The sequence below is a fragment of the Chlamydia caviae GPIC genome, assembly GCF_000007605.1.
GTDB lineage: Bacteria > Chlamydiota > Chlamydiia > Chlamydiales > Chlamydiaceae > Chlamydia > Chlamydia caviae.
In genome coordinates this window covers 438,686-464,038 of record NC_003361.3, presented here as the reverse complement: position 1 = coordinate 464,038, position 25,353 = coordinate 438,686, and the positions used below count along the sequence as shown (strand labels likewise).

The window sequence follows — 25,353 nt, the reverse complement described above, 5'->3', positions numbered from 1 at the left end:
CTAGAGATTTACTATACCCTTTACTCATCTAACTGTACAGAGGGAGTCTATAACAGGCAAAAAAAACGGTAAGAAACTTTTATAAAGCCTTACCGTTCACCCTCGTCTAACAAAACCTGTTTCTAACGAGAAACGAGTTTCATTAATTGTTGACGCCAGCCATGAGCTGTACGAACACGACTTTTAGAACCACATCTTCTTTTAGCTGAAGAAGAACATACACGCTTGCAAGCAGCTGAGTGTCTATGATTCTTGTGGCATGAGATAGCAGGTTTTGCTATTGCTTTTCTAGCAGCTGGCTTGCGAGCTGTAGTTTTTCTAACAGCAGGCTTCTTAGCTACAGTTTTCTTAGCTACAGTCTTACGAGCTGTTGTAGCTTTTCTAACTGTTTTGCGAGCTGTAGTTTTCTTAGCTACAGTCTTGCGAGCTGTTGTAGCCTTTCTAACTGTTTTGCGAGCTGTAGTTTTCTTAGCAACTGTCTTTCTAGCAACAGGCTTTCTAGTAGCAGCTTTTTTAGCAGGTTTACGAACAGCTTTGGTAGCTGTTTTCTTGCTGCTACGCTTTTTTTGTACTCTCAACATTTTCATTTCCCCTAATTAGACAGGTAATTACTTATCCCATCTATCGGCAAGAAATTGAAAAAACTTTAATAAAACGCGTATTTATTTTTAATAATTTAAAAACAAATACGCATTACTAAATCAAAAGAAGTTTAAAAACAATTACTTAGATAAAAACTTTTCTATGTAATAAATAAGACAACGAACACCAAAACCAGAAGCATATTTTGGATAGAGATCTTCATCTTTTTCACGATATGCAGTACCAGCAATGTCTAAATGTGCCCAAGCTACCGGTTGATCTTCAAGAAAACGTTTTAAGAAAAGTGCTGCAGTAATAGCCCCTGCACGGTTACTACCAATATTTTTCATATCAGCAATATCGGAATGCAAAGCTTTGTTATATTTTTCAACAAGAGGAAGTCGCCATAGCGCTTCGCTAGTTTCTGCAGAAGCTTCGGAAAGATCTTGAGCTAATACATCGTTATTAGAGAAGAAACCAGCCACATCCTCTCCTAAAGAGACAACCATCGCTCCTGTTAATGTAGCGAAATCAATAATGCGTGTAGGATTACAATATTTTAAAGCATAAGTGATTGCATCTGCGAGGATTAGACGCCCTTCAGCATCCGTACTGCCAATCTCTACGGATAAGCCTGACATCCCTGTATAGACATCGCCCATCTTATAAGCAGCAGCGTCTATAGCATTTTCTGTAGCAGGAACAATAGCAGTAACATTTACGGGAAGCTCTAAAGCAGCTATTCCTGACAGAATACCTAATACTGTAGCTGCTCCTGCCATATCTTCCTTCATGGTTAACATAGCTTTGCCCGGCTTAAGATCTAAGCCCCCTGAATCAAAAGTTACACCCTTCCCAATAAGTACGGTATGGTCCTTGGATTTTGGCTTTCCTTGATAAGTCAAAACAATAAAACAAGGATCTACAGCAGATCCTTTAGCCACTGCAGCTAAAAGACCCATTTTTTCTTTAAGGATAGCATCCTTATTTAAAATCTTCACATCCATACTAGGGAACTCTTTAGCCATTCCCTTAGCAATATTCGCTAATTTCTGAGGAGTTACCTCGTCAGCATTACCATTTACAAGATCTCGAGTCAGGTAAACACCTTCAAAGATATTCTCTTCTTTCCTAAAGATTCTATCAGCAATCTTAGGAACAATTCCCAATACATTAACTTTAGTCAATAAGGGATCATTCGATGATTCCTTAGTATACTTAGGATAGTTATAGTTTAATGATAGAATTCCTGAAGTTAGATTGGTGAGGAAATCCTCTATAGAGATACGTAATTCGGAGATTGTAGGGAGGACCACATTCACCGTCGTACATTTTGCCTTACGTAACAGACGGGTTGCTTTAGCATAAGCTTCTAAAACCTCTTGAGAAGAGAGCTCTTCGTTCTTTCCTAATCCTAAGAGAACGATACGTTTTTCCTTCCCCTGTCCACAGCTATAAATCAGCTCAACTTCCCTGCTCTTCGCTGAAAAGTTATCTAAAGCAACTTGATAAAGTGATTCGTATTCTTTTGCGATTGAAGCTGCACACTTAACCTTGTCTTTCAGCTTCCAAAAAGGAAGAATAATCGCATCAGCTTCAATACGTTTACTACAAGACGCTTGAGAATGAAATAGAACCACAATTACCTCTTTATAAAAATCGTTATTTCGTTAGCCGTTAAAAAGGCACATCTTCTGATACATATTGCTGACCTTGACCATAGCCGGCATACATATCTTTATCCGCTATTGCTTCAGCATCCAAACTTTCCCCTTCAAATCCTAAGGAAACGTTATCATACGATGTTGTTTGGGCTGAGCTCTCTTCAAGTAGTGATAGAGAACGCGACTCGTTTCTTCCAAAAGGACTAAATTTAATGGTATCAACACTAATGACTAAAGACGACTGTGGAGTTCCATCTTTGCTCATGTAACTTTCTACAGAGATATCTCCAGCGACAATAACCCCTGACCCTTTTTTCAAATAAGGAAGCATTTTATCATAACGGTTATGCCAAACATTACATTTGCACCATACGGTTTCATCTTTAGTTCCTATGCGAGATTTTACGCCTAGACGCAATACAACCACGCGTTTACCTTTCGAGGTCATTCTTTCTTCAGGATCTGCTCCCAAATAACCGACAAAATAACCAAACATCATAACAATCACCTATTGAATTTCCTTTAGAGCCAACGCTTCTTTACCTATAGCGAGCAGAGGCTGTGTTGTCATTTTAATATTAAGAAAATCTGACACACCTACAAGGCTAAAGCCTAAAGGTTTTGAAATCTGACTTCTGTTAAGTAGCTTTAGCTATAAAGCTCCTCTAATACCTCAAAGATACAATCAAAGACACTTATACACATACCACGAATTTATCGAGAAAATCACCTGATTTGCAATCTTACCAATAGATTCAAACTTCCCCCTAGAGTTTATTTGAAAAGCATTTTCTATACTGTCTGTTAAGCACTCATACGAAATACTTCTTTAAATATTAAATATCTAGTTGGGCAAAGCCTATGACCTAAACCTCAATATCAGAGTCTTCGTCAGCTTGTCTTAGAAGCTAATATCACGAGACAATGTGTTATACATCCGCCAAGTAATATCGTCAATATGTGTCATTGGGAAACAAGAAAAAAGAACAGTTAGATAATGCTTGAAAATCCAATAAAAAGATCTATCCATGATTCACATGAATTATCTAACTAAAAATAACTAAGAAAGTCTAGTTGCACTTTCTATTTAAAGAGATCGCACAATCGCATTTAAGAACAAGGAGCGTCTTTGCCATATAGAAAAAGACGTATGACGCACCCTGGATTAAGTTACGCACGAATGCCTGCAGGAGGAGGTTGCATTCCACCAGGACCACCGGATTGTGGCATTTGAGGCATGGTATCTACAGAAGGCTCCCTACCAGCGCAAATATCGGCACAAACGGTTCGCCATTTTACCACAGTTTCAATAAATAACTGAGCAAATGCTTTTAAGAGATTTGTTTCAGCATATTTCATGTCTAAAACGCAATGCATCAAAATGAGCTGTTCTTTAGTAGCAACTCCAACGCCGCCGCCAGCCATTTGCCCGCCAAGCATAGATCCCTCTAAAAGCTTTTCATATAAAGCTAATTTTCTTTGAGTATTATCTGGCAAACCATCTAACAAGGGAGCGTAGACATACAAACGATCAGAATGCTCTTCATAAGTAAGGTGAAGGGAAAATTCGCCATCAACAAACAAAATGCACGTGTTGTTCTGATCAAAAGCTACATCGGGAAGCTTTAGTTCTCTAGCAAAATTTTTTAGATTTTCCTCAGCATTTTGCCTGGACATGAGGGAATCTCCTTGTGATAATTGTTATGTTTCTTAAGTTAACATATTGTAGATTTGTTAGTAAACGATTTCAAAGACTTATAATCAAAAACTTTCTTGTTTTTCTTAACCCATTGTGTTATCGGGTTAACAATGGACAAAATTAGTTTTTATCCAGGCTCTCCACTACCTCTGGGAGCAACTCAACTTTCTTCTCATCGTTATCGTTTTGCATTATTTTCCTCACAAGCTACTCAAGTGGTTCTTGCTCTTTCTGATAAGAATTCCCACATTCAGGAAATTGTTTTATCGCATGAAAAAAACCGCACAGGAGCCGTCTGGCATATAGAAGTCGAAGGGATTTCAGATCAGTGGTCTTACGCTTTTCGTGTAGATGGTCCTACAAATACAACAGCTAAGTTCGATTTTAAAAAATACCTTGCTGATCCTTATGCAAAAAACCTTCATTCTCCACAAATTTTCGGTTCTATAAAAACTTCTGGAGACTATGCCTTTAGTTATTTAAAAAATGAAGAGTTTTCTTGGGAAGGCGATCACTGTCTCAATTTACCTAAAGAAGAATCAATCATTTATGAAATGCATGTGCGTTCTTTTACTTGGAATAATTCTTCGAAAGTATGTTATCCAGGGACTTTTTTAGGTATTATCGAGAAGATCGACTATCTCAAAAAACTTGGAATCAATGCTATTGAACTCCTCCCTATTTTTGAATTCGATGAAACCCATCATCCTTTCCGAACAGCTGATTCCTCGCATCTTTGCAACTATTGGGGATATGCTTCAGTAAACTTCTTCTCTCCTTGCCGACGTTACGCTTATGGTTCGGATCCCTGCGCACCGATCAGAGAATTTAAGACTCTAGTAAAAGCTTTGCATAAAGCAGGCATTGAGTTGATCCTTGACGTTGTTTTCAATCATACAGGATTAGACAACACCACTTGCCCTTTGCCTTGGATAGACCTTTCTTCGTATTATATGGTGAATTCTCAAGGAGAATTTGCGAATTATTCAGGATGTGGAAACACAGTAAATACTAACTACACGCCTACAACGCAATGGATTTTAGACTCTTTACGCTATTGGGTTCAGGAAATGCACGTAGATGGATTTCGTTTTGATCTTGCTTCTGTGTTCTCACGAGATCCTCTAGGAAATCCCGTCCCCTTCTCACCTATTCTACAGGCTATCAGCTATGATCCCGTGCTTTCTGAAACCAAAATTATTGCTGAACCTTGGGACGCTGCCGGTTTATATCAAGTAGGTTATTTCCCTACTTTAAGTCCTCGATGGAGCGAATGGAATGGACAATATCGCGATACGATAAAGTCCTTTTTAAATGGGGATGGCCATCTTATTGGCACTTTCGCCTCAAGAATTTCCGGGTCTCAAGATCTCTATCCTCAAGGTTCTCCATGTAATTCCATTAACTATATTTGTAGTCACGATGGATTTACTTTACATGATACAGTTTCCTACAACTCCAAACATAATGAAGAAAACGGAGAAGAGAATCGGGACGGAAGCAACGCAAACTACAGTTATAATTTTGGAGAAGAAGGCGAAACTAACAATCCAACAATTCTTGCGCTACGTGAACGTCAGATGCGCAATTTTCTATTAACCCTATTCCTTTCTCAAGGTATTCCTATGCTACAGTCTGGAGATGAATATGGGCATAGCGCAAAAGGCAATAATAACCGCTGGGCACTAGATACTGATACCAACCATTTCCTTTGGGACGAGCTATCTAAGAACAATGCTCTTTTTGATTTTGTCTGTAATGCCATTCGTTTTAGAAAACAGCATAAGGAAATCTTTAATCAGGGATTCCTCACTGAAGAAAATATTTCCTGGCTTGATGCACAGGGCAATCCTATGCAATGGAACCCTAGCAAATTTTTAGCTTACGAGCTGAAATCTCCGAAATATAGCCTATTCACAGCATTTTATACAGGTGAAGAAAAAATCGAAATCCATCTACCAAAATTGAGAGAGAACTTCCTTCCTTATCAGAAAGTAGCAGATAGCTTTGGATTTGCATCAGAGAGCTTATCAAAGCAAGTATCTTTAGATGCACATATGATGCTAGTTGCTATAAGTTATGCAAACCAAGCTAGCTAATTTCATTAGCTTCATCATCCCAGGATTCGATAACTACGAAATCTGCATCTTTATAGAATTTTTCAAGAATTTGACGTGCATTGTAGCCTTCCACAGCAAGACGATCTACATTAGCTTGGAGCAAGCCATCCGCATCAATAATTAATCCTTCAGGATTATCAACAATTAATCGTGATGTCCAATCTACAGCATCTTCAACGCCGTAAAACTGTCTTGTGGCTCCATAACCAGCATAATTATCTTCAGCTCCTGTGACATGCCAGAAATTCTGAGGATTTTTAGCAAGAAGCCTTTCATATAAAGCTGTTCTTTCTAAAATTACACAGGCTGATAAAGCTTCTTTATCTAATTCTTTGAGATATTTTGTAGAAAGAATTGATTTAAGGTACTCTTCAACAGTGAGCTCGTTAGTTACAACGATACAATGTTTATCCGTCTTATGAATATAGAGAGCGCCTTTGTATTGTAGCCCATTTACAAATAGAGATGCGGAATCATCGGTAGGCTCTATTTTTAAACATTGGACCCCAGGAAAATTTTCTCCCCAGCGAATGCCACCATAAAGTGCATGAGCTGCACAACGCAAACCTTGAGGTGAGGTTTGCAACAACGCATTGTCACCATAGAGACGGTAAGGACCTTTAGCTTCTATTAAAGCTGTCGTACTTTCATTCAGAAGAAGAACACGAATTTTAGGTTCGGAAACAACAGACTGCACCGTAAACGTATCAGAAACTTTAACTTCTGCGTACCCGGCGACGCCCATACTGAAGGAAAGTCCTAAAAGGATGCACTTCAATATCTTCACTTTTCTTCTCCTAAACTCTGCAAGTTATCTGAACACCTTTTCAAATGATTATAGGCAATTTGGGTAACCATTCTTCCTCGAGATGTTTTCTTTAATAGACCTTTTAAAATCAAAAAAGGTTCATATACATCTTCTAAGGTCTTGATATCTTCTCCTACGGCCACTGATAAAGTTTTAATTCCCACAGGGCCCCCCTGATAATAATCTATTATTGTGGTGAGGAGTTTAATATCAATCTCATTTAATCCCCAATCATCTATTAATAGCATAGCCAAAGCTTTTTCGGCTACGTCACTATTAATGCAATTACCTTCACGCATTTGAGCAAAATCTCGAACCCAACGCAAGAGATTATTGGCTAATCTAGGTGTCCCTCTAGATCTTCGGGCAATTTCATATAATGCCGCAGTATCGGCATCAATACCTAATAAATTAGAAGATCGCTTAAGAATTGTTGTTAGATCTTCATCGGAGTAATAAGACATCCGCCCTGTAAAAGAAAAGCGCGCGCGTAAGGGCTCACTTAACATTCCGGAACGTGTTGTTGCTCCTACCAAACTAAAAGGAGCAAGATCTACAGAAACTGATCGCGCACCTGGCCCCGAGTCAATGGTGATATCAATCTTATAATCTTCCATCGCGGAATATAAATATTCCTCAGCGACTTTTCCCATACGATGGATTTCATCGATGAAGAAAACGTCACCTTCTTGCAAGCTTGTTAACAATCCCAATAAATCGGACGGCTTAACAAGTTGAGGTCCTGAAGCGACAACTAGTCCTTTACCAACGGTATGAGCAACGATATGGGCTAGCGAGGTTTTACCCAATCCTGGGGGGCCAAAAAAAAGACAGTGACCAGGAACTTCTCCCCGTTGTACAGCAGCATGAAGAAATAATTCCAAGCGTTCTGTAAGCTGCTTTTGACCGCAAAACTCCCTTAATCCCTTGGGCCGCAAAGAAATATCAAACTTTTTATCTTGATGTAAGACAGATACCTGATGTGTCATATGTTACCGCATTTCCTTTAGTCTCACAAAGGATAGGAATTTCTGTCTTCTAAGAAATTTGCATTAACTACACTATTCTCTCTTCTTTTTAAGAAATCTTCGAGAGAACAAGCTTTGTGTTTTTTGAACTCTTTATCGTGTAGTACTCTGCTCAGATGCCGTTATACCTAGGCTAATTCTATAACGTCAACACCAACTCCTTTGAGAAACATAGATAAGAACATCTTACGAAAATGACAACGCAGCTAATAAAGACGGCGCTCTCGCATAAAAGAAAACTTATGCTATGCGTGCTCGTAGCTAAGAACAATTAAAAAAATCTTAGAAAAAATAAGATTTGCCTTTTTCCTATGGTATTATCTAACATCCCCGTAGGATTGCATCTGGTCAACGTTCTTCTCTTTTTAGGAGAGCGCAAGAGCGTTCTATTTCAAATAGTTAAAAGACCTTTGAATTTTTTAGGTATTTGCATATACGGACAAAAGATGTATTCTATTATCCTATAGAAAACTGTCTTTGTCTTATGGTTAATGACGGCAGTCTCTATAAAATCAAAACATTACAAAAACGTTCTTATAGAATCTAACTATTAAGGTTTCTAAATGAGCATTAAAGAAGATAAGTGGATCCGTAAAATGGCATTGGCTCATGGAATGATCGAGCCTTTTGCAGATGGTCAAGTCAATGTAGACGCGGAAACTGGGGAAAAATTAATCAGCTACGGTTTATCTAGCTATGGTTATGATCTTCGTTTGTCTAGAGAGTTTAAAGTATTCACTAATGTGTACAATTCTCTTGTCGATCCAAAGCATTTTACAGAAGATACATTTATTTCTATTACTGATGATGTTTGTATTATTCCTCCGAATTCATTTGCTCTTGCTCATAGCGTAGAGTATTTTCGTATTCCAAGAAACATCTTAACAATGTGCATAGGAAAATCCACATATGCACGTTGCGGACTCATTGTTAATGTAACCCCTTTTGAACCTGAATGGGAAGGATACGTTACCATAGAAATTTCCAATACTACTCCCTTACCTGCAAAAATTTATGCTAACGAGGGAATAGCTCAAGTCTTGTTCTTTGAAGCAGATGAGATGTGTGAAGTTTCTTATGCAGAAAGAAAAGGTAAGTATCAAAAACAGCAAGGAATTACCGTTCCTTTTGTTTAAAGTTTGAAGATGCAAAAAGTTCACTGGCAGAGATGTCTTGAAGAAATTGTGGTTAACTCTTGGTGGTTAATCCTCTGCATGCTTATTAGTGGGTTTATGTATGACCGTGCTATTCATGAACTAAAACAAGAGGAAATGCGTTTACAAAAGCGTGTAGCAGAACTTCGAGAAAAAATCCTTTATGCTGAAGAAGAGCAAAAAGAACTTCGACTGCATATTCAACATTGGGATAATCCTGCGGTGATTGAATCTGCTTTGATTCGTAGACTAGGCCTAATTCCTAAGGGCTACACTAAAGTATGTTTCTCTCCGATTATAGAATCGAAGAGCATGGATTGAGACACAAGCATGATTTCTATTGTTCTGATTTTTTTAATCATATGTTTCACCCTATGTTCTGGATTTATTTCGTTATCGCAGATAGCGCTTTTCTCTCTTCCAACTTCTTTAATTTCTCATTACAAGCGCTCTAGATATAAAAAGCAGCAGTTAGTCGCGTCTCTTCTTTCGCATCCCCACCATTTACTCATTACTCTGATCTTTCTTGATATTGGATTAAATATTGGGATTCAAAACTGCGTAGCTATACTTGTTGGTGATCAGGCTTCTTGGCTACTCATTGTAGGTTTCCCTTTAGCGTTAACTTTAATTCTATGTGAAATTCTACCCAAAGCTGTTGCCCTTCCCTTTAACACGCAGATCGCCACTTTTGTTGCTCCTCTTATCTTAGTATTTACAAAAATTCTTCGGCCTTTACTCTACTGGGCAATCAGTGGCATTAATTATATTGTGCAATGGATTCTTTCCTCTCAGAAGATGGATATTATCCAACCTCAGGAATTGAAAGAGGTCTTACAAAGTTGCAAAGACTTTGGAGTTGTTAATCAAGATGAAAGTCGCCTACTATACGGTTATCTATCTCTTAGTGATTGTAGTGTTAAAGAGCGTATGAAACCCCGTCAGGATGTTTTGTACTATGACATTCAAACACCTTTGGATAATCTCTATGATCTATTTTCTCAGCAGCATTGCTCACGAGTTCCCGTATGTAACGACAATTTGCAAAACCTATTAGGAATTTGCACCGCGAAAGCTTTGCTACTTCATGGCAAACCCTTACAATCGTCTGAAGACCTCTTACCCTTGTTGAAAAAACCTTATTATATGCCTGAGACAATATCAGCGAAAACAGCTTTATGTCACCTTGCTGCTGAAGATGAAACGTTAGGGATGATCATTGATGAATACGGTTCCATCGAAGGGTTAATCACTCAAGAAGATCTCTTTGAGATCGTTTCTGGAGAAATTATAGATCAACGCAGTGAGAAAGTCCTTTATACAATGTCTGGGAAAGATGTTATTATCGCAGCAGGAACTTTAGAGCTAAGTGACCTTAGCGAGATTTTTAATATTAATCTCCCTACAAATAACAATAGCGCAACTTTAGGAGGATGGTTCACTGAGCAGATGGAATCTATTCCGATTACAGGAACAAAGCTCACTTGGAATAATCTTATGTTTCAAGTTTTGGATGCCGCTCCCAATCGTATACGCCGAGTATATATAAGGAAAATACATGACTGATTCTCCTTTCTTTTGGCTTGGGATCAATTTTCTATGTATTGTTCTTCAGGGGTTCTATTCTATGATGGAAATGGCTTGCGTTTCCTTCAATCGTGTACGTCTGCAATACTACCTAACTAAGGATCATAAAAAAGCGCGCTATATTAACTTTCTTATTCGCCGTCCTTATCGTCTATTTGGAACGGTAATGCTTGGGGTGAATATAGCGCTTCAAGTGGGTTCTGAATCAGCTAGAAACTGTTATAAGGCTCTAGGTTTTTCTCCAGATTATGCTCCCTTTACTCAGATTTTTCTTGTTGTGATTTTTGCTGAGCTTTTCCCTTTAACCATATCACGTAAAATCCCCGAGAGATTAGCGCTTTGGGGCGCTCCTATATTGTATTATTCTCACTATCTATTTTATCCATTAATTCAGTTCATAGGGAGCCTTACAGAAGGGATTTACTATCTTCTAAAGATAAAGAAAGAGAAGCTGAACTCAACATTAAGTCGTGATGAATTTCAAAAAGCTTTAGAAACGCATCATGAAGAACAGGACTTTAATGTTATTGCTACAAATATTTTCTCTTTAAGTGCGACGTCTGCGGAGCAGGTATGCCAACCCTTAGATCAGGTAACGATGTTACCCTCTACAGCAAATGTTAAGGATTTATGTCGTAAGATAAAAAATACGGACATGGAGTTCATTCCTGTATACCACAAAGCACGTAAGAATGTGATAGGGATAGCGCTGCCTAAAGATTTTGTGAATAAAAATCCTAACGATGCGTTAATTCACAACCTACATTCACCCTGGTTTATCACAGCAAAATCTAAGCTGATACGTATCCTAAAAGAATTTAGAGATAACCGCTCCAGCGTAGCTGTTGTCTTGAATTCTTCTGGAGAACCTATGGGAATTCTTAGTTTAAATGCGATTTTTAAAATCCTATTTAATACGTCAAATATTGCTCAATTAAAGCCGAAAACCGTCTCTTTGATAGAAAGAACATTTCCTGGAAATACGCAACTCAAAGATCTACAGAAGGAGTTAGGAATTGAGCTTACGCGTTATGGCGTAGAAACTCTAGCGCAGCTAGTTCTACAATTACTCGATACCCCTGCAGAAATAGGAACCTCGGTGATTACCGATAATCTTCTTCTAGAGGTCAAAGAAGTATCATTGTACGGAATTAAAAGCGTCTCTATTAAAAATCTACTCTCATAGCTCTACCAAGCATTTTTTAAATGCGTGGTTACCTTGACGATCTTCTCTATGGCTAAATTAAGATCTTCTTGTGTTAGCAAATGAGAGAAAGAAAACCGAAGTGTAGCTAGTGCTATATCCTGATCTATTTTCATCGCGACCAAAGATTTAAAAGCTGTAGTCGCTCCTGAAGAACATGCCGATCCGTAACCACAGGCAACACCTTCAACATCTAAAGCTATCTGCATCACTTCACCTTCTAATGGCGGGAAAGCGATAGCCGAAACATTATTTACACGAGGTTGGTGCTCACAATGAATTTTAATATCAGGAATACGCTTCTTTAAGCAGGCTTCGAAGTCATTACGGTATTGCGCTAGCGTTGAGGCTATCTCTTCTTGTTTTTCATTAAGTATGTTGAAGATGTAATATAGCGAAGCAATTCCCCAAAGATTCTCTGTTCCTGAACGTAGGCCTCCTTGCTGACCACCTCCAAAAAATAAAGGGGATACCTTCACTCTTGGAGAGATAAGAAGAGCGCCTATTCCTGATAAAGCATGGAATTTATGTCCACTAAAGGCAACCATAGTGACGCCTTGAGGGATGGCCACCTTTTCCCTACCGATAATTGCTGTAGCATCTACAATAAATTGTAAATTATGCTCTCTGGCAATATTGGCCATCGCCTCTATATCTATTTTTGCACCAATTTCACTATTTACCCAGCCAAAGACGAGAGCTGAAGTTGCTGGTGTAATCGCAGCTTCTACTTTTTCTGGGCTGAGCGTACAACTTCCCAAATCAGGATCCAAATAGGACACGGAAAGATTGGCATTTTTTAAAGGCTCTATGATCGCAGGATGTTCGCAGCTGCAGGTAATCACATGACTTCCCTTAGGAAGGCTAGCAATAGCCAGATTTAAACTTTCCGTAGCATTTGCGGTATAAATTACCTGCCCAGAAAAAGAGAGGACCTTCTGAATTAACGCTGTAGTGTCGTGAATTATCTTACGGGATTTTTTCCCAGCACTGTGTACACTAGAAGGATTGGCGTAAATCCCCTCACAAAAGAGTTGTTGTAAAAATTGCAAAAGACCTGGCTCTAAAGAAGCCATAGCATTGTTATCCAAGTAGATCATTACAAAGTTCCCTGAATCGGATACTATTGTATTCGGACTAACACCACGGTAACATTATCGGATCCCCCGCGACTATTTGCTAGGGAAATTAAAAGATTCCCACTTTCTTCTAAGGTCGCAGTTTGAAGTAGAGTATCCCGAATATCTACATCAGAAACCATGTTTGTTAAGCCATCGGAGCAAAAAACAAACAGATCTTCTTTCTCGTAAGAAATATCCCGAATATCGGGGGTAACGTGGGGACGACTTCCCAATACATTAGTCAGAATATGACGATAAGGATACACCTTATCTGATTGTTTAGAAAGCCCATAACGATTTTTCAATTGATTTGCTAGGGAGTGGTCCTCCGTCAAACAGGAAAGCTCTTCACCGCGCAAACGGTAAATTCTACTATCACCCACATGAAGTAGCCAGGCCTTGTCTCTAAGAAATTGCATGAAGCTCAATGTGGTTCCCATACCTTGAAGACGAGACTCCATGAGGCCATGCTCATAAATCAAACCATTAACTTCAGAAAGGATAATAGTTAACATCTCTCGATATTGATCATCCTGAAACTCTTCTAACTGGGACTGTCTAGCATCGATGAGTTCCATTAAGCTAAAAATAGCCTCGTGAGAAGCCACGTCACCACCTAAACATCCTCCCATGCCATCTGCAATAGCCACAGCTCTGGAGGAAAGATTTACCTGCCAAAAATCTTCATTCTTGGAACGAACCATCCCTATGTCACTTAGACCAAAATAATCGAAATCTACAGTACTTTGCATGGAAACTATAAATCACTAAACACTGATAAAAATTAGAGGTTCTATGAACCCGGATGGCTCAATCAATAGAAAATATACTTCATTGTTCTCTCTGGGGTATACCAAAACAATAATATTTAGAGAAATTTTTATATTTAAGTCTTCACTGCTTTTTTACATATAAATTAATACTAATTGGCTAAAATAGAAAAAGTTGTGTTATAATCGCGCTCCCAAGGAAATAATTAACTAAAGACTGGGAATTTTTAAATCAAATCCCGGTGAAATAGAATCCTCTATGCAAAACACACATGTCAATACAACCAGTATCTTTAAAACCAGAAGCTTCGCTATTCCAAATTGATTCATCAAGAAGCTGTTCTCAATTCGTAGAAAAACATGAGAAAAAGCTCTTAGGATGCATTCTAGGACTTGCTGGGGTGTTGACTTTATTGGGAATTAGTTTGGCTATGGCATTCCCTTCGGCAGCGTTTATTATCACCCTCTCCTTAGTGCCTATTTTAATGATTCTTTGCTGTCTTTTAGATTTGATAAATACAAAATCAGATCCCAATAGCACGGTCCAACCCACCTCTTTTCCCTGTCGAGAACTCCTCTGCAGGAAAAATAGTTCCCTTGATGGCAAATCTGCTGCAGATCTACCTACTGTTCCTAAATATGATGATCTATTGACAACTTTATGGACGGCATCTTGGTGGTGTCATCTCCCCTATAAAATACGCCCGCTTCCAGATAGCGTGCAACAATCTGTATGGCGGTTAAATAGCAACCCAGGAATTATTCTGATTTCCACTGTGGGTGATGTCACTGTGCCTAGAACAACCTCTGAGTGCACGTTAATGATGGTAAATCCTACGGATGCACAAATGAACAAAGAAGATCTCTTTGGGGGACGCTACCCTTTCTATAAAACTATAAGTTCTCACTGTTGGAATAGAGCGAAACAAACCCCGAATCATAGCCCTATACTAACGCCTGGGACCTGCTCAAAAAAATGTATCTGGGAAACTAATAAAGGATTGAAAAATCCTCCAAATACTGGACTACCTTTCTACTTCTCTCACGTCTACAACCCCATAACCCTAGAATGCTACGACCCTAGAGCAGCTTTCTATTTGTGTAAAGAAACCTATATAAAATGTTTTGAAGAAGCGATTTCTGGGGAGAGCCCAGCAACCATGGTGCAAATGCCTTTACTATTCTCTGAGGCAAACAGAGGAAGTTCCCTTGATCCCGAAGAGCTTCCCTTCGATAACCCCCATCTAAAAGCAGCAAAAGCGGCTCTTGTGGTCGCTCTTCAAGAATTTTCTGAACGTCATCCTAACACATCCTTAACAATTGTGGTGGTTAGAGAGCGGGGCATGCCTATAGAATTCCATCCCCCAAGAAGGAACCAGCTGCAATTAAATACACATAATTAAAAGACTTAAATACCATTTAGCATTAAAATAGTATTAGTAATTGGTTTCAATTTTTCGGATAAAATATGTTAATATATCCAGCATCTCCACAACCTGGAGAGGTAAAGGTAAAACCGCAGAGCTTTACCACTCCAGAGTCCTATCATAAAGGCGTAAGAAAAGCGAAAGTCCTTTCCATCATTGCGATTGTAGCTGCAGTATTAATAGCTGCTGGGGGTATAGCGGCCACTGTTCTTACTGGGATTTCGGCTCTATGGGCGATTCCTGTGCTAGCTCTTGTTCTTTCCGTTGTTTTGGTTCTAGTAATTTATAATGTACGGCCTAAACTCTCCTTTACTCCTTTTGTTCCCAAGACCCCCGTATTAGGATTTGCTAATACTGAGCCGGATTTTGCCGAGGGATTAGGAGCAGAGCTGCTTAACCAACAATAAGACGTTTATTTAGCGTTCTTAAACATTGCAAGGAACCCGGACATACGTCCGTGGTTCCTTTTTTCATTTCAAAATACTTAAACCCTTGTACTCCAGCACATAATTTAATAGTTAAGAGCTAGGATCTAGATAAGCTCCACTGCTAAAGATATTCTGAGGTAGGCAATATAGAGTTAATCATCCCTACTGGAACTGAAGGTTACTCACAGAGACTCTGCCTAAATTTTCTTCATTAAGAAAACAGTGCCCTTAAGAGTACAGTCATTTTCTAATTCTTCTTCAATTACCGCTATATACAGCTAAAAAGAGGTTAATTTTCTTCTAAATAAATGTGTAAATAGACTTTGCATAAAACTATTCTTGCGCTTATGAAAAGATAGAAAAGACAATGTTAAGGATAAGTAATGAAATGGTTTCTTTCTATTCTTGTATTCTCATCCCCTGCACTATTAATTCCAGGATGCACACTAATTCCTAAAGAATGGGATTGCCCCTGCTCATACCATCAGCAAGAGTCTAGCTCTCAGGTAAAATAACGAAAACCAAAGGGAATAGCCCTAGGGTTTTCTATGATTTCGGGACTTGTTTTTATTTTTTTCTTTGTTATAACTTAACAGGAATAACAACTCAGTATCCCTATTCATAGGAAAATATGAATTCTGTGAAAGCACGGGGCGCTTTACAAAAGCAAACTTTCACTACCTGAGCCAACGATATTTGTTAATGTAAGGACAGCAATTATGCGAAAACTCCTCTTATTAGTTTCTTGTGGACTTTTGTCTATCAACCTATCTAGCTGTTCTCTACCAGCATCGGGGAGCTATCATCCTAAGCTATACAAATCAGGAAGTAAGGCTAAGGGTGTTGTTGCCATGTTACCAGTATTTTACCGTTCTGGAAAGGTCTCTGAAGTACTTCCATGGAGTTTACAAGCAGAATTCACTCAAGAAATTAGCAAAAGATTCCACTCTTCTGAAAAATTATTTCTTATTAAACATTCTGCATCTCCACAGGTCATCTCACAATTTTATGCTCCTGTAGTTCATGATTTTTCTCCACAAGCCATCGTCGAATTCCTCCCTGCAGAATTTGTCGTAGCTACAGAACTTTTAGAACAGAAAACATCACAAGATATGTTTGGTCACGACTCTGTAACAGCTTCTGTTCGTGTTCGTGTTTTCGATATTCGTCATAATAAAGTTACAATGATCTATCAAGAAATCATTGAATCTAGCCAGCCTCTTGCTACAACAGCGAGCGATTATCATCGCTACGGATGGCACACGAAACACTTCGATTCCACACCTATGGGGCTTATGCATCAGCGTCTATTTCGAGAAGTCGTTGCCAGAGTTGAAGGCTATGTCTGTGCAAATTATTCGTAATTTATGATGCATTCTTGGTTAGTCCTTCTTGCACTTCTAGCTTTAGCAGCTGTTGTATCAAGAAATTTTTTTAGTTGGCCAAAACCCTCAGAAAAAACTCCATTACAGCTACGACATATTCTTGCTGGAGTTGTTCTTTTGTTTCTTCCTGGTCTGCTTCCTTTTATTACAGGATCGCATTCTCATACCACTGCACGATCATTGCATGGGGTTTTTCTAACCTGTGCTTATATTTTCTATCTTCTAGGGCTACCTATTGAAGTTACACGTAGTGTAATTTACTCAGGGAATAAGCCTGGAGCGACATTTTTACATGCGGTATCTTCTGCTATACGGATGTGGATTATTGTCATTCCCATTACCCAGATCATTGGTTTGGTGCTGAATAAAGGGCTAGCACTCATTTTGCCTATAGAGGCGTTACAAGAACAAACGTTGACTCAGGAAGTTCAAGATACCTTAACCTCTACCGCGCATGATCGGGGATTTATTCTAAGTTTAGGCATGTTGGTTCCTTTTGCTGAGGAGATATTCTTCAGAGGGTTTTTACAAACCTTTTTAAAAAATAAAATGAATAGAGTTTATGCTCTCTTATACTCTTCGGTCATCTTTGCTCTTACTCATGTAGAGCATTCTTGGGGAAGTTTGGTATTTGTTCCTGTTCTTTTCATTTTTTCTCTATTTACGGGATTTCTTTATGAAAAAGAACGTCATATTGCTGCACCTATAGTATTGCATATGCTATTCAATGCGACGAATATCGGAATGTTATCGGTGTAAACTTGAAAGAAAAGAAGAGTAAGTTGGAGAACACTTCTAGCAAAAGAAAACACTTCTTAGGGCTGCTACCTTCCAGTCCTGACCCGATTCGTAGGTCTCTTCTCTTAAAAGGTCCCCAACTTACTGCTCCTTGATACCATATTTGATGCATTTTACTAAAGAGGAAAGCCCCTAGCAAACTGTCTATTTTCTACTCTTCTCTTCGAGTTTGGCAAGAGCCCAAGCCTTTCTTGCCTCCTCATAAGAAATTGTTTTACTTGAATCGAAAACATGAGGAGCACGACGGCGAATCTTAGCAAGAGCTTCGGTAATGATTGCATCTACCGAAGACATTCCTAGAAACTCCATCTTAAAGCACAACAACAATACAAGAGTAAGAACGTCTCCAGCTTCTGAAGTGACCTCCTCCATGGGATGTCCCTCATGAACAGCTTCGGATAATTCCTGACACTCCTGAAGAATATGGCCGATTATAGAATCAAAATTCTGATGATCTGTCCAAGGACAAACACCATCCGAGACCATTTTTCTAACAAGCTCTATTAATTGAGAAAAGTCGATATTTTTCATGAACTTAAACCTTCACAAGTTCAGGATTAGAAACAATGTAAGCATTCTCTAATAACCAAGCCTTGATTTTCCTATGTCCAGAAGAAAAAGGCAACGAGTCTAATCCTTTTAAAGGATAAAGAAGCTCAGGCTTGGGTTTAAATTTTGCACGGAAGATTCTTGGAATAAGGCGTACCTTATAATGTGTAAATGCGTGACGCTGTTCCTCTATTTCCCCATGAAATACCAGAGGAGTTCCCACACGTTCCCCCATTTCTTGGATAAGCCCCTCTATATCCGAAAAATCATCAAAAGACTCAACCTCTATATAAGGAAATTCATATAAACCAGCCATCATCTCTTCAGGTTTTCTCTGTTCAAGAACAATAGAATCTTCATAAAGAACAATCGCTACCCAACGAAATAGTGTCACTGTTTTTTTCCTAGCATGACGTATAGGAAGAGATTTTTGTCTCCCTTCTTTATAAGCTCCACACATAGCGTTTAAAGGACAAATTTCACACTTGGGCACACGTTTACAAATACACGCTCCAAGCTCTATTAAAGCTTCCGTAATTATCTGTGGATCTTTAGCAGGTAAAAGAGATAAGGTAATCCTAAATACCCAAGTTTTAGTAGATTCTAAATCTATAGAAGCATCTATCAAAAATACCCTACTGATTACCCGCAAAACATTGCCATCTACCGCGGCCGTTCTTCTTTTAAAAGCAAAAGCTAAAATCGCATGTACCGTATACGGACCTAGCCCCTTGATCTGCATTAAATCTAAAGGATCATCAGGAAGCTCTCCCCCAAAATCCTTCATCACCATGCGCGCTCCATGCAAAAGGTTGCGCACGCGGGTATAATACCCCAAACCCTCCCAAGCCTTAATGACATCTTCTTCTTTAGCTGTGGCTAAAGATTCTATAGTCGGAAATCTCTCCATCCATTCAATAAAATACTTTACTACAACTTCTGCTCGTGTTTGCTGGAGCATCACTTCGGAAACCCAGACATTATAGGGAGAAGGATTGTCTCTCCATGGGAAGCTACGTTTATTGTCTGTAAACCATTGTTTTAACTTTTCTACAGGAAATTTTTTCGCTCTTTCAGAAAAAGCTATCTTTACCATACAAATTCTCGTAAAATTTTACCTAAGTTCTCAATTTTGCTAGTTTATGAAAGAATTTTCTTGGGTTGCTGATCATGTAGAAAGATTATCATCTTTCCTACGTTCACAGCTCCCCGACTATAAAAAACATATCATTCTTGATTCGGTGCGTTATCACGGTTGTCGTGTAAACGGTCATGTCGAACGGTTCGAATCTTACAAAGTTCAACCTGGAGATCATATCACCCTCACCTTGCAAATAAGATCAGAGCCAAAAATGCTGTGGGAAGATCAGCATTGTTGTATTTATGACAAACCTTCTCATATCTCTACGGAAGATCTGGCAAAAACAACGGGACTCTATACCGTCCATAGGCTAGATAGGGATACTACAGGATGCATCCTATTTGCCAAAAGTGCAGATGCTGCTAATGCCCTCATGGAATTGTTTAAAAAACGAAAAATACATAAACAATACACTGCTTTAGTTTTTGGTCACCCAAAAAAATCTTCGGGAACGTTAATTTCTCACACAGCTCCCAAGTCACGCCGTTGCGGCGCTGTAATTTTTGGAAATACAAATAAAGATTGTGGGAAATTAACAATTACAAACTGGTCGGTGTTGAGTACTTATAAGCACTACACTTTAATACGCTGTGAACCAATTACAGGAAGAACGCATCAGATTCGTCTGCATATGCAAACTCTCGGACATCCCATTGTTGGCGATGTAGATTATGGCAGGAAAGAACAACCAAAAGATGTATTTCGTCCTCTACTCCATGCACACGCTTTAACCTTTACATCGCCATTTTCTCAAGAAAAGGTAGATGCGGTAGCCTCCTCATCCGGAGATCCTAGACAAGCAGCCCCACATCTACTACAAAAACGTTAAACTATAGTTTCTTCTTCCTCTTCGGTACTGCCTCCTGCATTGTTGTTTCCATGGTCTCCTCGAGGTCGCGCACCTTCCCGTTCGTAATCACGACCCTGATCTCCTCTAGATGCAGCCTCTCCTAAATCACTAATTGGCATATGTGTAGGAGCCCTTAATCCTAAAGGTTGTGCTACAACAGGATTGGCGGGAGTAATGCCTGCTGCTAACATCCATCTACTCGAGAGGCTTGTTAACAGTTCTTCCCTAGAGGCATCTCCGGGACGTCTCATTCTCTCTGCGCGAGCAGCACTTTCAGCAAAACATCTTGTAGCTAGTTCCACATAAGGATTTACTAGAGTTTCATAAGGAGCCGGTCCTCGAGTACGCTCGTTTAAGAAGCGACGATTATCTATGTCCGTAAATAGCCGACGCATATCAGCTCTCCTATGTATCTTTGATCCCTCAGTAAATACGTCATCAGAGACAATACTAATACCTCGATAAGCAAGAATCATACATGTAAGAGTCATCAAATCATTTACACTGAGCCAAATTTGTCGTCTTCCGTGAGAAGCTTTCATTAAAACCCTAGCTAAATCCTGCATGACAACTGCAGCTGTAATTGCACCTAGCGGCCCTGCTACTGGACTACGACGCGAGGTCACGTTAAGTTCTGGAAGAGTAAGTGCTAACTTTTCCATATCAAAAGGTGATGCTACAACAAGGCTGCCATCTCCTCCCCAAAGATGAAGTATACGTATATCATCTGCTAACTGAGCGGCATTGATATCACATCTACCTGCCATACCAGCGACAAAAGATGCTCTTAAAGATGGATTGCGCAATACATTATCATAGCATTGAGCAGCAGCTGCCCACATAGCATTTGTTTTCCGTTTCAAAATCCCTGGAAGATCTCTAGAACAGTGACCACATTCCTCACGAATCCTATCCAAAGAAGGAAGTATTAATGCCGTGCTTCCAGATAAGAGAGCCACGGTATCTATACCTAAATTACTCAAAGCAATGAGAAAGATACTGTCACCATACTCAGCCTCTATTTCTCTTAGCTGTTGCTCTAACTCTCTTCGCGCATCGACTCCCACTCCGCAACAATTTCCGAATAGACCGCATAAACATCTTCCTAAGCTTCCACAGCCACATTCTCCCTCTTCACAGCCACATTGAGGACAGCAACAATTTCCCTCACAACCTGTATGCCAGTTATCATAGCAGAACCGTCCTCCTCGACGTACAGGTTCACTCGTTACTGCTGCTGCAAGAAGGGAGGCTACACCTCCAACAGCAACACCCGCAGGACCTGCCAAACCCGCTAACCCACTTAACGCTTGTACAGCCGCTCCCACATTAGATGCCGTAGACCCCTGGCCACTGACTAAGTTTGCTATAGCTCCAAGCCCATGCTGAATAGATGTTCCAGTATGTCCCTGAAGTAAATCCAAAATAGCTTTCGCACCGTTCTGGTAAGGGCCAGGAGTAGCTGCAATTCCTTGAAGCATACTGAGAAACATTTGTGGATTTAAACCAGAAAGACCGCCAGTACCTTGTCCAAATAAACCTAAAAGCCCCATAAGTGTTTGTTGCGACGCACCTCCAGACACAGGCTGTGTAGACCAAGGAATGGAAGGTATCCCCCCTAGATTGGGTATAGCGACTCCTCCTCCGGCTTGGTTCAATAAACCCAGAAGCGAATTCAACGCGGGATTAGTACCAGGATTCACCATATTTGATGCCGTCAAATAGCCAGCAGCTTGTGCAGGACTAACAGGTGCAGCAGCAGGTTGTGTAGTCACAGGCAAAGGCATCGCAGCTGGAGCGGGGGCATGAATCCCTCCTCCATTAGCTTGTGTAAGTAAAGATAAAAGCGCTCTTGCCTCGGGAGCAAGACCAGAACTAGGTTGCTGCAAGACATATCCAGGAGCAGGTTGTGTAGTCACAGGCTGTGTGGTCACGGGTTGTGTAGTCACGGGAGGAGTAGGCAACGTCATAGCTGAAAGCGCGAAGGCTCCGGGAGTTATACCAGCAGCCAGCATATCTAATCGCCGAGGAGCAGGTTGCGTAGTAACAACAGAATCAATAGGCTGCATCGCATCTGCAGTAGACATGGGGGGTAAACCGCGTCCACCAAAATGCGAAAATAAAGATAGAAGTGATTCCATGCCAGCATCCCCACTAGACTCAGCTGTAGGAGCCGCAGATGGCGCTGGAATAGACGTAGGTGTGGGAGCAGGAGCCACACCACCTTGTCTGAGAGATCCTAAAAGCGACTGAACTCTCGCAGAGAGACGCCTATGATCATCAGAACCAGGTTGCGCAGTTACTTGCATGGGAGGCGGGTCATCGGTTTGTGATGCAGCATTGACTCCAGAAACATTCGTTTGTTGCAACACATCCTCAACACGAGCAGATATCCTCCTAGCTCCTCCTGGACGCGGTGTTCCTCTTCTTTCTTCGTCAGTAGAATTTCCTCCAATATTTGAATCCTCATCAAAAATAAAACCGGGATTCGCATTCCCCCTACCTGTAGGCGATGTCATTTCTATTCTCCTTAAATAAAGCAACAAACAAAGGCAATTGAGCTCAAAGTTGTTGATTTTCAATAAATTAGGCGCAACAGATTGGGGAACACGAAATAAAATGTATAGTAAAAATTTTAAAAATATAAAAAAGTGAGCGTATAATAACCACATTTTTGTTTCTATTGTCACCCTTTACGGCTTAGGCGCTTAGAAACAATTTTTTGAGTTATTACACGCTCGGATGTTCATCATCAAAATAGCCTTGGCTATTTTGATAATCGTTTTGATGTATTTAAGTTACACGGCAGTTTCTCTATACTCCTGAGGCATATAGACACCTAGAGAAGATTCTGCGATAGGATGGCGAACTTCATCGAGATCTGCTTTTGAAGCGCTCTTTAACACTAAACCGGAAGCTCTCATCCACGGCATAGACATACGAGTAACAAGATTATTTCTAACCTCAGTTCTAGCCTTGTCTTTAAATACTCTGTAACCTGTTTCTTTCTTAGATTCATTTCTAGCAATATTGGCGTATAAAACAGTGGCGTTCAAGCCAGCCCTAATATCACCTTGTTGCGTCCTTTCTAATCGAATACGATTCTCTTCAACAGTGGCAAACAGATCTTTGATTTCCTGAGTCTTAAAGATTCTTGTATTCTCAGAACCTTCTCCATCAACCACAGAAAAATTCCTATGTGCTAAAACAATGCAAACCAACGTCATGAGATCTTCAGTAGATAACCAAATATTCTCTCCCTCAGCTATTGCAGCAGAAAGAATTCTAGATACACTCGTCATTACAGCAGCAGCATCATTAGCACCCAATCTACGGTGTACTTTATCCTCTTTCTTCATCACTACAAGAGAGACAAGAGAACCTACCAATCTCTGAGAATCAAAAGGCTCATTAGTAGAAATAAACCCTTGAGATCCCCAAGAACAATCGATAAGCACTTTCCCTTGTAATCGTTTTTCATTAATTACAATATTTCGATTGGATAAACCTACGACAATGCCTTCTTTAAGAACTGGATGGGATAGAATCTGAGAGTAGTTGCACGCAGCCTCTCCCCACATCTCCCTACTCTTACTCTTGATAATTTTGTTAAGATCTTTAGAAGAAGAGTCGCACTCAGCTTTAAGCGCATCTAAAGTAATCAAAACCTTTGACCTCCCTGCAAGAAGATCTACGGTATTGACTCCCAAATTATTTAAAGCAATTAAAACAACAGCAGAGCTGTATTTGTCTTCTAATTTTTTAAAATCTTCTTCTGTAACACCACTACGGCCGGTATTTAAATTGAAGCATCCTGCAAAAAGTCCGCATAACAATGAACCAAACCCACCGCAACCTGCAGCTCCTTCAGCACATCCACAACCTGTGCAACCACAATTTCCTGTACAAGAATCTGCACAGCCATCATAACAGGATTGCATAACACGTCGTGTTGTTTCACTTTGCAACATTCCAGAAACTAATGAAACTATAGACACTGCCGCAGCAACTCCCGAGCCTCCTTCAGGATGTGTAGTCTCATATAAATTTTTAAGAGCAAGTAAGAATGTACCTAGTCCCTCAGGAAGAGGTAAACCAAACGTTTCGGTTAATACACCCATCAATTCATGTAACATGACTAAGGTAACAGCTCCACCTTCTCCTTTAAAAAAGGCAAATAGCGCCTGCAACTGATGAGAAGATTGAAATACAGGTGTGGACATAAATATATTGCACAACTTGCTAATATCTCTTATCGAAGAGAAATCCCCCTCCTTAATCAAGTCCAATAGCTCTTTATATTCTTGCGCAGTCATACCTCCAGATATGTGATCTAAAAGCGCCTTAACTCTACCTCCACTAATATTCCCGTGCTGCAAATCTTGTTTTAAAAGATCTACAAAGAAACTGAATAGCTGAGCACGTATCGGAGATTTATCCTCTACGGCATTTTCTTCAGCTGTTAAAGGTGTCTCTTCAGTATTCTCGCAAATGGAAATATCATCTAAACACTCCATACTTGCACGAATAGGTTGTGTGAGTATCGACGATCTCGCAAAAAGATCTGCGCCAGAGGAAGATGATCGATATGACATAACTTCTCTTACATGGTCACGTAAAACCACTCCTTGAGTCTCTCTTTCTATTAGATATTCTAAATAACTCACCTTTTCCGTTTGCGATGCGCTATCGCTCCTAATTGGCTCCATATCTACATAGATATCTTCCAAGCTCGCATCCAAAGTGGATAAAGCTACCGCAGCTGCAGTTACCGCTGCATCCCCCGCTTCAGAAACAAAAGCTGAAGAAATCAACGTAGAAGCACTTGATGCTGTTTGTGAAGTAGAGGCTGTGGATGAATTAGTTAGTGCTATTTCAGCAACTGTAGAAACTAATGATGTGCTCTCTGTAACATTTGTCTCTTCTTGAGGTTCTCTAAAACCTAAAGAAGAACGCGTATTCCCTAATGGAAATGCCATGATTTTTCTCCTATTTTAATTTAATCCTATTCACTTACAGATCACACTAAACATAGGAT

At 39.8% G+C, this 25,353-nt stretch carries 23 protein-coding genes and 1 other RNA gene; 11 read left to right on the top strand and 13 right to left on the bottom strand.

From position 1 onward, the window contains the following. Window positions 1-122: 122 nt before the first annotated feature. From CCA_RS02070 to CCA_RS02055, 4 genes are all read right to left on the bottom strand, one after another. Entirely contained in the window at window positions 123-581 is a 459-nt protein-coding gene (locus CCA_RS02070; protein ID WP_011006374.1) for a histone H1-like repetitive region-containing protein, read from the bottom strand. Between the two features lie 141 nt (window positions 582-722). Next, on the bottom strand, window positions 723-2,222 hold the full coding sequence (locus CCA_RS02065; RefSeq protein WP_011006373.1) for a leucyl aminopeptidase: 1,500 nt from the start codon (window positions 2,220-2,222) through the stop codon (window positions 723-725). A 37-nt stretch (window positions 2,223-2,259) separates the two neighbouring features. Continuing rightward, window positions 2,260-2,745, bottom strand: a complete 486-nt coding sequence (locus tag CCA_RS02060; protein WP_011006372.1) for a single-stranded DNA-binding protein — start codon at window positions 2,743-2,745, stop codon at window positions 2,260-2,262. A gap of 671 nt (window positions 2,746-3,416) precedes the next feature. Beyond that, window positions 3,417-3,923, bottom strand: a complete 507-nt coding sequence (locus tag CCA_RS02055; RefSeq protein WP_011006371.1) for a type III secretion chaperone Slc1 — start codon at window positions 3,921-3,923, stop codon at window positions 3,417-3,419. A gap of 132 nt (window positions 3,924-4,055) precedes the next feature. Here CCA_RS02055 and CCA_RS02050 point away from each other — a divergent pair, with 132 nt between their 5' ends. Then, on the top strand, window positions 4,056-6,044 hold the full coding sequence (locus CCA_RS02050; RefSeq protein WP_011006370.1) for a glycogen debranching protein: 1,989 nt from the start codon (window positions 4,056-4,058) through the stop codon (window positions 6,042-6,044). Here the strand turns inward: CCA_RS02050 and CCA_RS02045 are convergent. Further along, window positions 6,037-6,852: a SpoIID/LytB domain-containing protein gene (locus tag CCA_RS02045; protein ID WP_011006369.1), complete on the bottom strand. Its 816-nt coding sequence runs from the start codon at window positions 6,850-6,852 to the stop codon at window positions 6,037-6,039. The two genes, CCA_RS02050 and CCA_RS02045, sit on opposite strands and share 8 nt — an antisense overlap. Then, entirely contained in the window at window positions 6,849-7,862 is a 1,014-nt protein-coding gene (gene ruvB, locus CCA_RS02040; protein ID WP_011006368.1) for a Holliday junction branch migration DNA helicase RuvB, read from the bottom strand. The genes CCA_RS02045 and ruvB overlap by 4 nt, the downstream gene beginning before the upstream one ends. A gap of 602 nt (window positions 7,863-8,464) precedes the next feature. Between ruvB and dcd the strand changes: the two genes are divergently transcribed. Genes dcd through CCA_RS02015 form a run of 4 tightly spaced genes read left to right on the top strand, consistent with a single transcriptional unit; the run spans window position 8,465 to window position 11,828 of the window. Continuing rightward, a complete protein-coding gene (gene dcd / locus CCA_RS02030) occupies window positions 8,465-9,037 on the top strand; it encodes a dCTP deaminase (RefSeq protein ID WP_011006366.1) in 573 nt (190 codons plus the stop codon). A 9-nt stretch (window positions 9,038-9,046) separates the two neighbouring features. Continuing rightward, entirely contained in the window at window positions 9,047-9,376 is a 330-nt protein-coding gene (locus CCA_RS02025; RefSeq protein WP_011006365.1) for a membrane protein, read from the top strand. A gap of 9 nt (window positions 9,377-9,385) precedes the next feature. Next, complete coding sequence (locus tag CCA_RS02020) at window positions 9,386-10,621, top strand: hemolysin family protein (RefSeq protein ID WP_011006364.1); 1,236 nt, start codon at window positions 9,386-9,388, stop codon at window positions 10,619-10,621. Next, on the top strand, window positions 10,614-11,828 hold the full coding sequence (locus CCA_RS02015; RefSeq protein WP_011006363.1) for a CNNM domain-containing protein: 1,215 nt from the start codon (window positions 10,614-10,616) through the stop codon (window positions 11,826-11,828). The genes CCA_RS02020 and CCA_RS02015 overlap by 8 nt, the downstream gene beginning before the upstream one ends. Before the next feature lie 2 nt (window positions 11,829-11,830). Here the strand turns inward: CCA_RS02015 and CCA_RS02010 are convergent, their stop codons facing one another. Together CCA_RS02010 and CCA_RS02005 are read right to left on the bottom strand one after the other, a co-directional pair. After that, window positions 11,831-12,946, bottom strand: a complete 1,116-nt coding sequence (locus tag CCA_RS02010) for a cysteine desulfurase family protein (RefSeq protein ID WP_011006362.1) — start codon at window positions 12,944-12,946, stop codon at window positions 11,831-11,833. A 23-nt stretch (window positions 12,947-12,969) separates the two neighbouring features. Then, window positions 12,970-13,719: a PP2C family protein-serine/threonine phosphatase gene (locus CCA_RS02005; protein WP_011006361.1), complete on the bottom strand. Its 750-nt coding sequence runs from the start codon at window positions 13,717-13,719 to the stop codon at window positions 12,970-12,972. A gap of 290 nt (window positions 13,720-14,009) precedes the next feature. Here CCA_RS02005 and CCA_RS02000 point away from each other — a divergent pair, with 290 nt between their 5' ends. The 5 genes from CCA_RS02000 to CCA_RS01985 all read left to right on the top strand — a co-directional run bounded on the left by CCA_RS02000 (window position 14,010) and on the right by CCA_RS01985 (window position 17,736). After that, the gene (locus tag CCA_RS02000; RefSeq protein ID WP_011006360.1) at window positions 14,010-15,140 is read left to right on the top strand and encodes a hypothetical protein; all 1,131 of its coding nucleotides are present in this window, start codon (window positions 14,010-14,012) and stop codon (window positions 15,138-15,140) included. A 65-nt stretch (window positions 15,141-15,205) separates the two neighbouring features. Continuing rightward, the gene (locus CCA_RS01995; protein WP_011006359.1) at window positions 15,206-15,571 is read left to right on the top strand and encodes a hypothetical protein; all 366 of its coding nucleotides are present in this window, start codon (window positions 15,206-15,208) and stop codon (window positions 15,569-15,571) included. 404 nt (window positions 15,572-15,975) lie between these two features. Then, the gene (locus CCA_RS05430) at window positions 15,976-16,107 is read left to right on the top strand and encodes a hypothetical protein (RefSeq protein WP_011006358.1); all 132 of its coding nucleotides are present in this window, start codon (window positions 15,976-15,978) and stop codon (window positions 16,105-16,107) included. Between the two features lie 204 nt (window positions 16,108-16,311). Then, complete coding sequence (locus CCA_RS01990) at window positions 16,312-16,956, top strand: CT253 family lipoprotein (protein WP_011006357.1); 645 nt, start codon at window positions 16,312-16,314, stop codon at window positions 16,954-16,956. 3 nt (window positions 16,957-16,959) lie between these two features. Further along, window positions 16,960-17,736 carry a CPBP family intramembrane glutamic endopeptidase gene (locus CCA_RS01985; RefSeq protein WP_011006356.1) on the top strand — a complete coding sequence of 259 codons (777 nt, stop codon included), beginning with the start codon at window positions 16,960-16,962 and terminating at the stop codon, window positions 17,734-17,736. Between the two features lie 19 nt (window positions 17,737-17,755). On the opposite strand, the gene ffs is transcribed toward CCA_RS01985, so the two are convergent. The 3 genes from ffs to mutY all read right to left on the bottom strand — a co-directional run bounded on the left by ffs (window position 17,756) and on the right by mutY (window position 19,420). Next, window positions 17,756-17,856, bottom strand: an RNA gene (gene ffs / locus CCA_RS05240) — signal recognition particle sRNA small type. Between the two features lie 63 nt (window positions 17,857-17,919). Beyond that, window positions 17,920-18,306, bottom strand: coding sequence for a MazG nucleotide pyrophosphohydrolase domain-containing protein (locus CCA_RS01980; RefSeq protein WP_011006355.1), 387 nt, complete (start codon window positions 18,304-18,306; stop codon window positions 17,920-17,922). A gap of 4 nt (window positions 18,307-18,310) precedes the next feature. Further along, complete coding sequence (gene mutY / locus CCA_RS01975; protein WP_011006354.1) at window positions 18,311-19,420, bottom strand: A/G-specific adenine glycosylase; 1,110 nt, start codon at window positions 19,418-19,420, stop codon at window positions 18,311-18,313. A 46-nt stretch (window positions 19,421-19,466) separates the two neighbouring features. Between mutY and CCA_RS01970 the strand changes: the two genes are divergently transcribed. Then, window positions 19,467-20,294, top strand: coding sequence for an RluA family pseudouridine synthase (locus CCA_RS01970; protein WP_041462207.1), 828 nt, complete (start codon window positions 19,467-19,469; stop codon window positions 20,292-20,294). Here the strand turns inward: CCA_RS01970 and CCA_RS05160 are convergent. Both CCA_RS05160 and CCA_RS01960 read right to left on the bottom strand, forming a co-directional pair. Beyond that, the gene (locus tag CCA_RS05160; protein ID WP_050707692.1) at window positions 20,291-22,834 is read right to left on the bottom strand and encodes a hypothetical protein; all 2,544 of its coding nucleotides are present in this window, start codon (window positions 22,832-22,834) and stop codon (window positions 20,291-20,293) included. The two genes, CCA_RS01970 and CCA_RS05160, sit on opposite strands and share 4 nt — an antisense overlap. Before the next feature lie 279 nt (window positions 22,835-23,113). Continuing rightward, on the bottom strand, window positions 23,114-25,294 hold the full coding sequence (locus tag CCA_RS01960; protein WP_011006352.1) for a hypothetical protein: 2,181 nt from the start codon (window positions 25,292-25,294) through the stop codon (window positions 23,114-23,116). Between the last annotated feature and the right edge of the window lie 59 nt (window positions 25,295-25,353).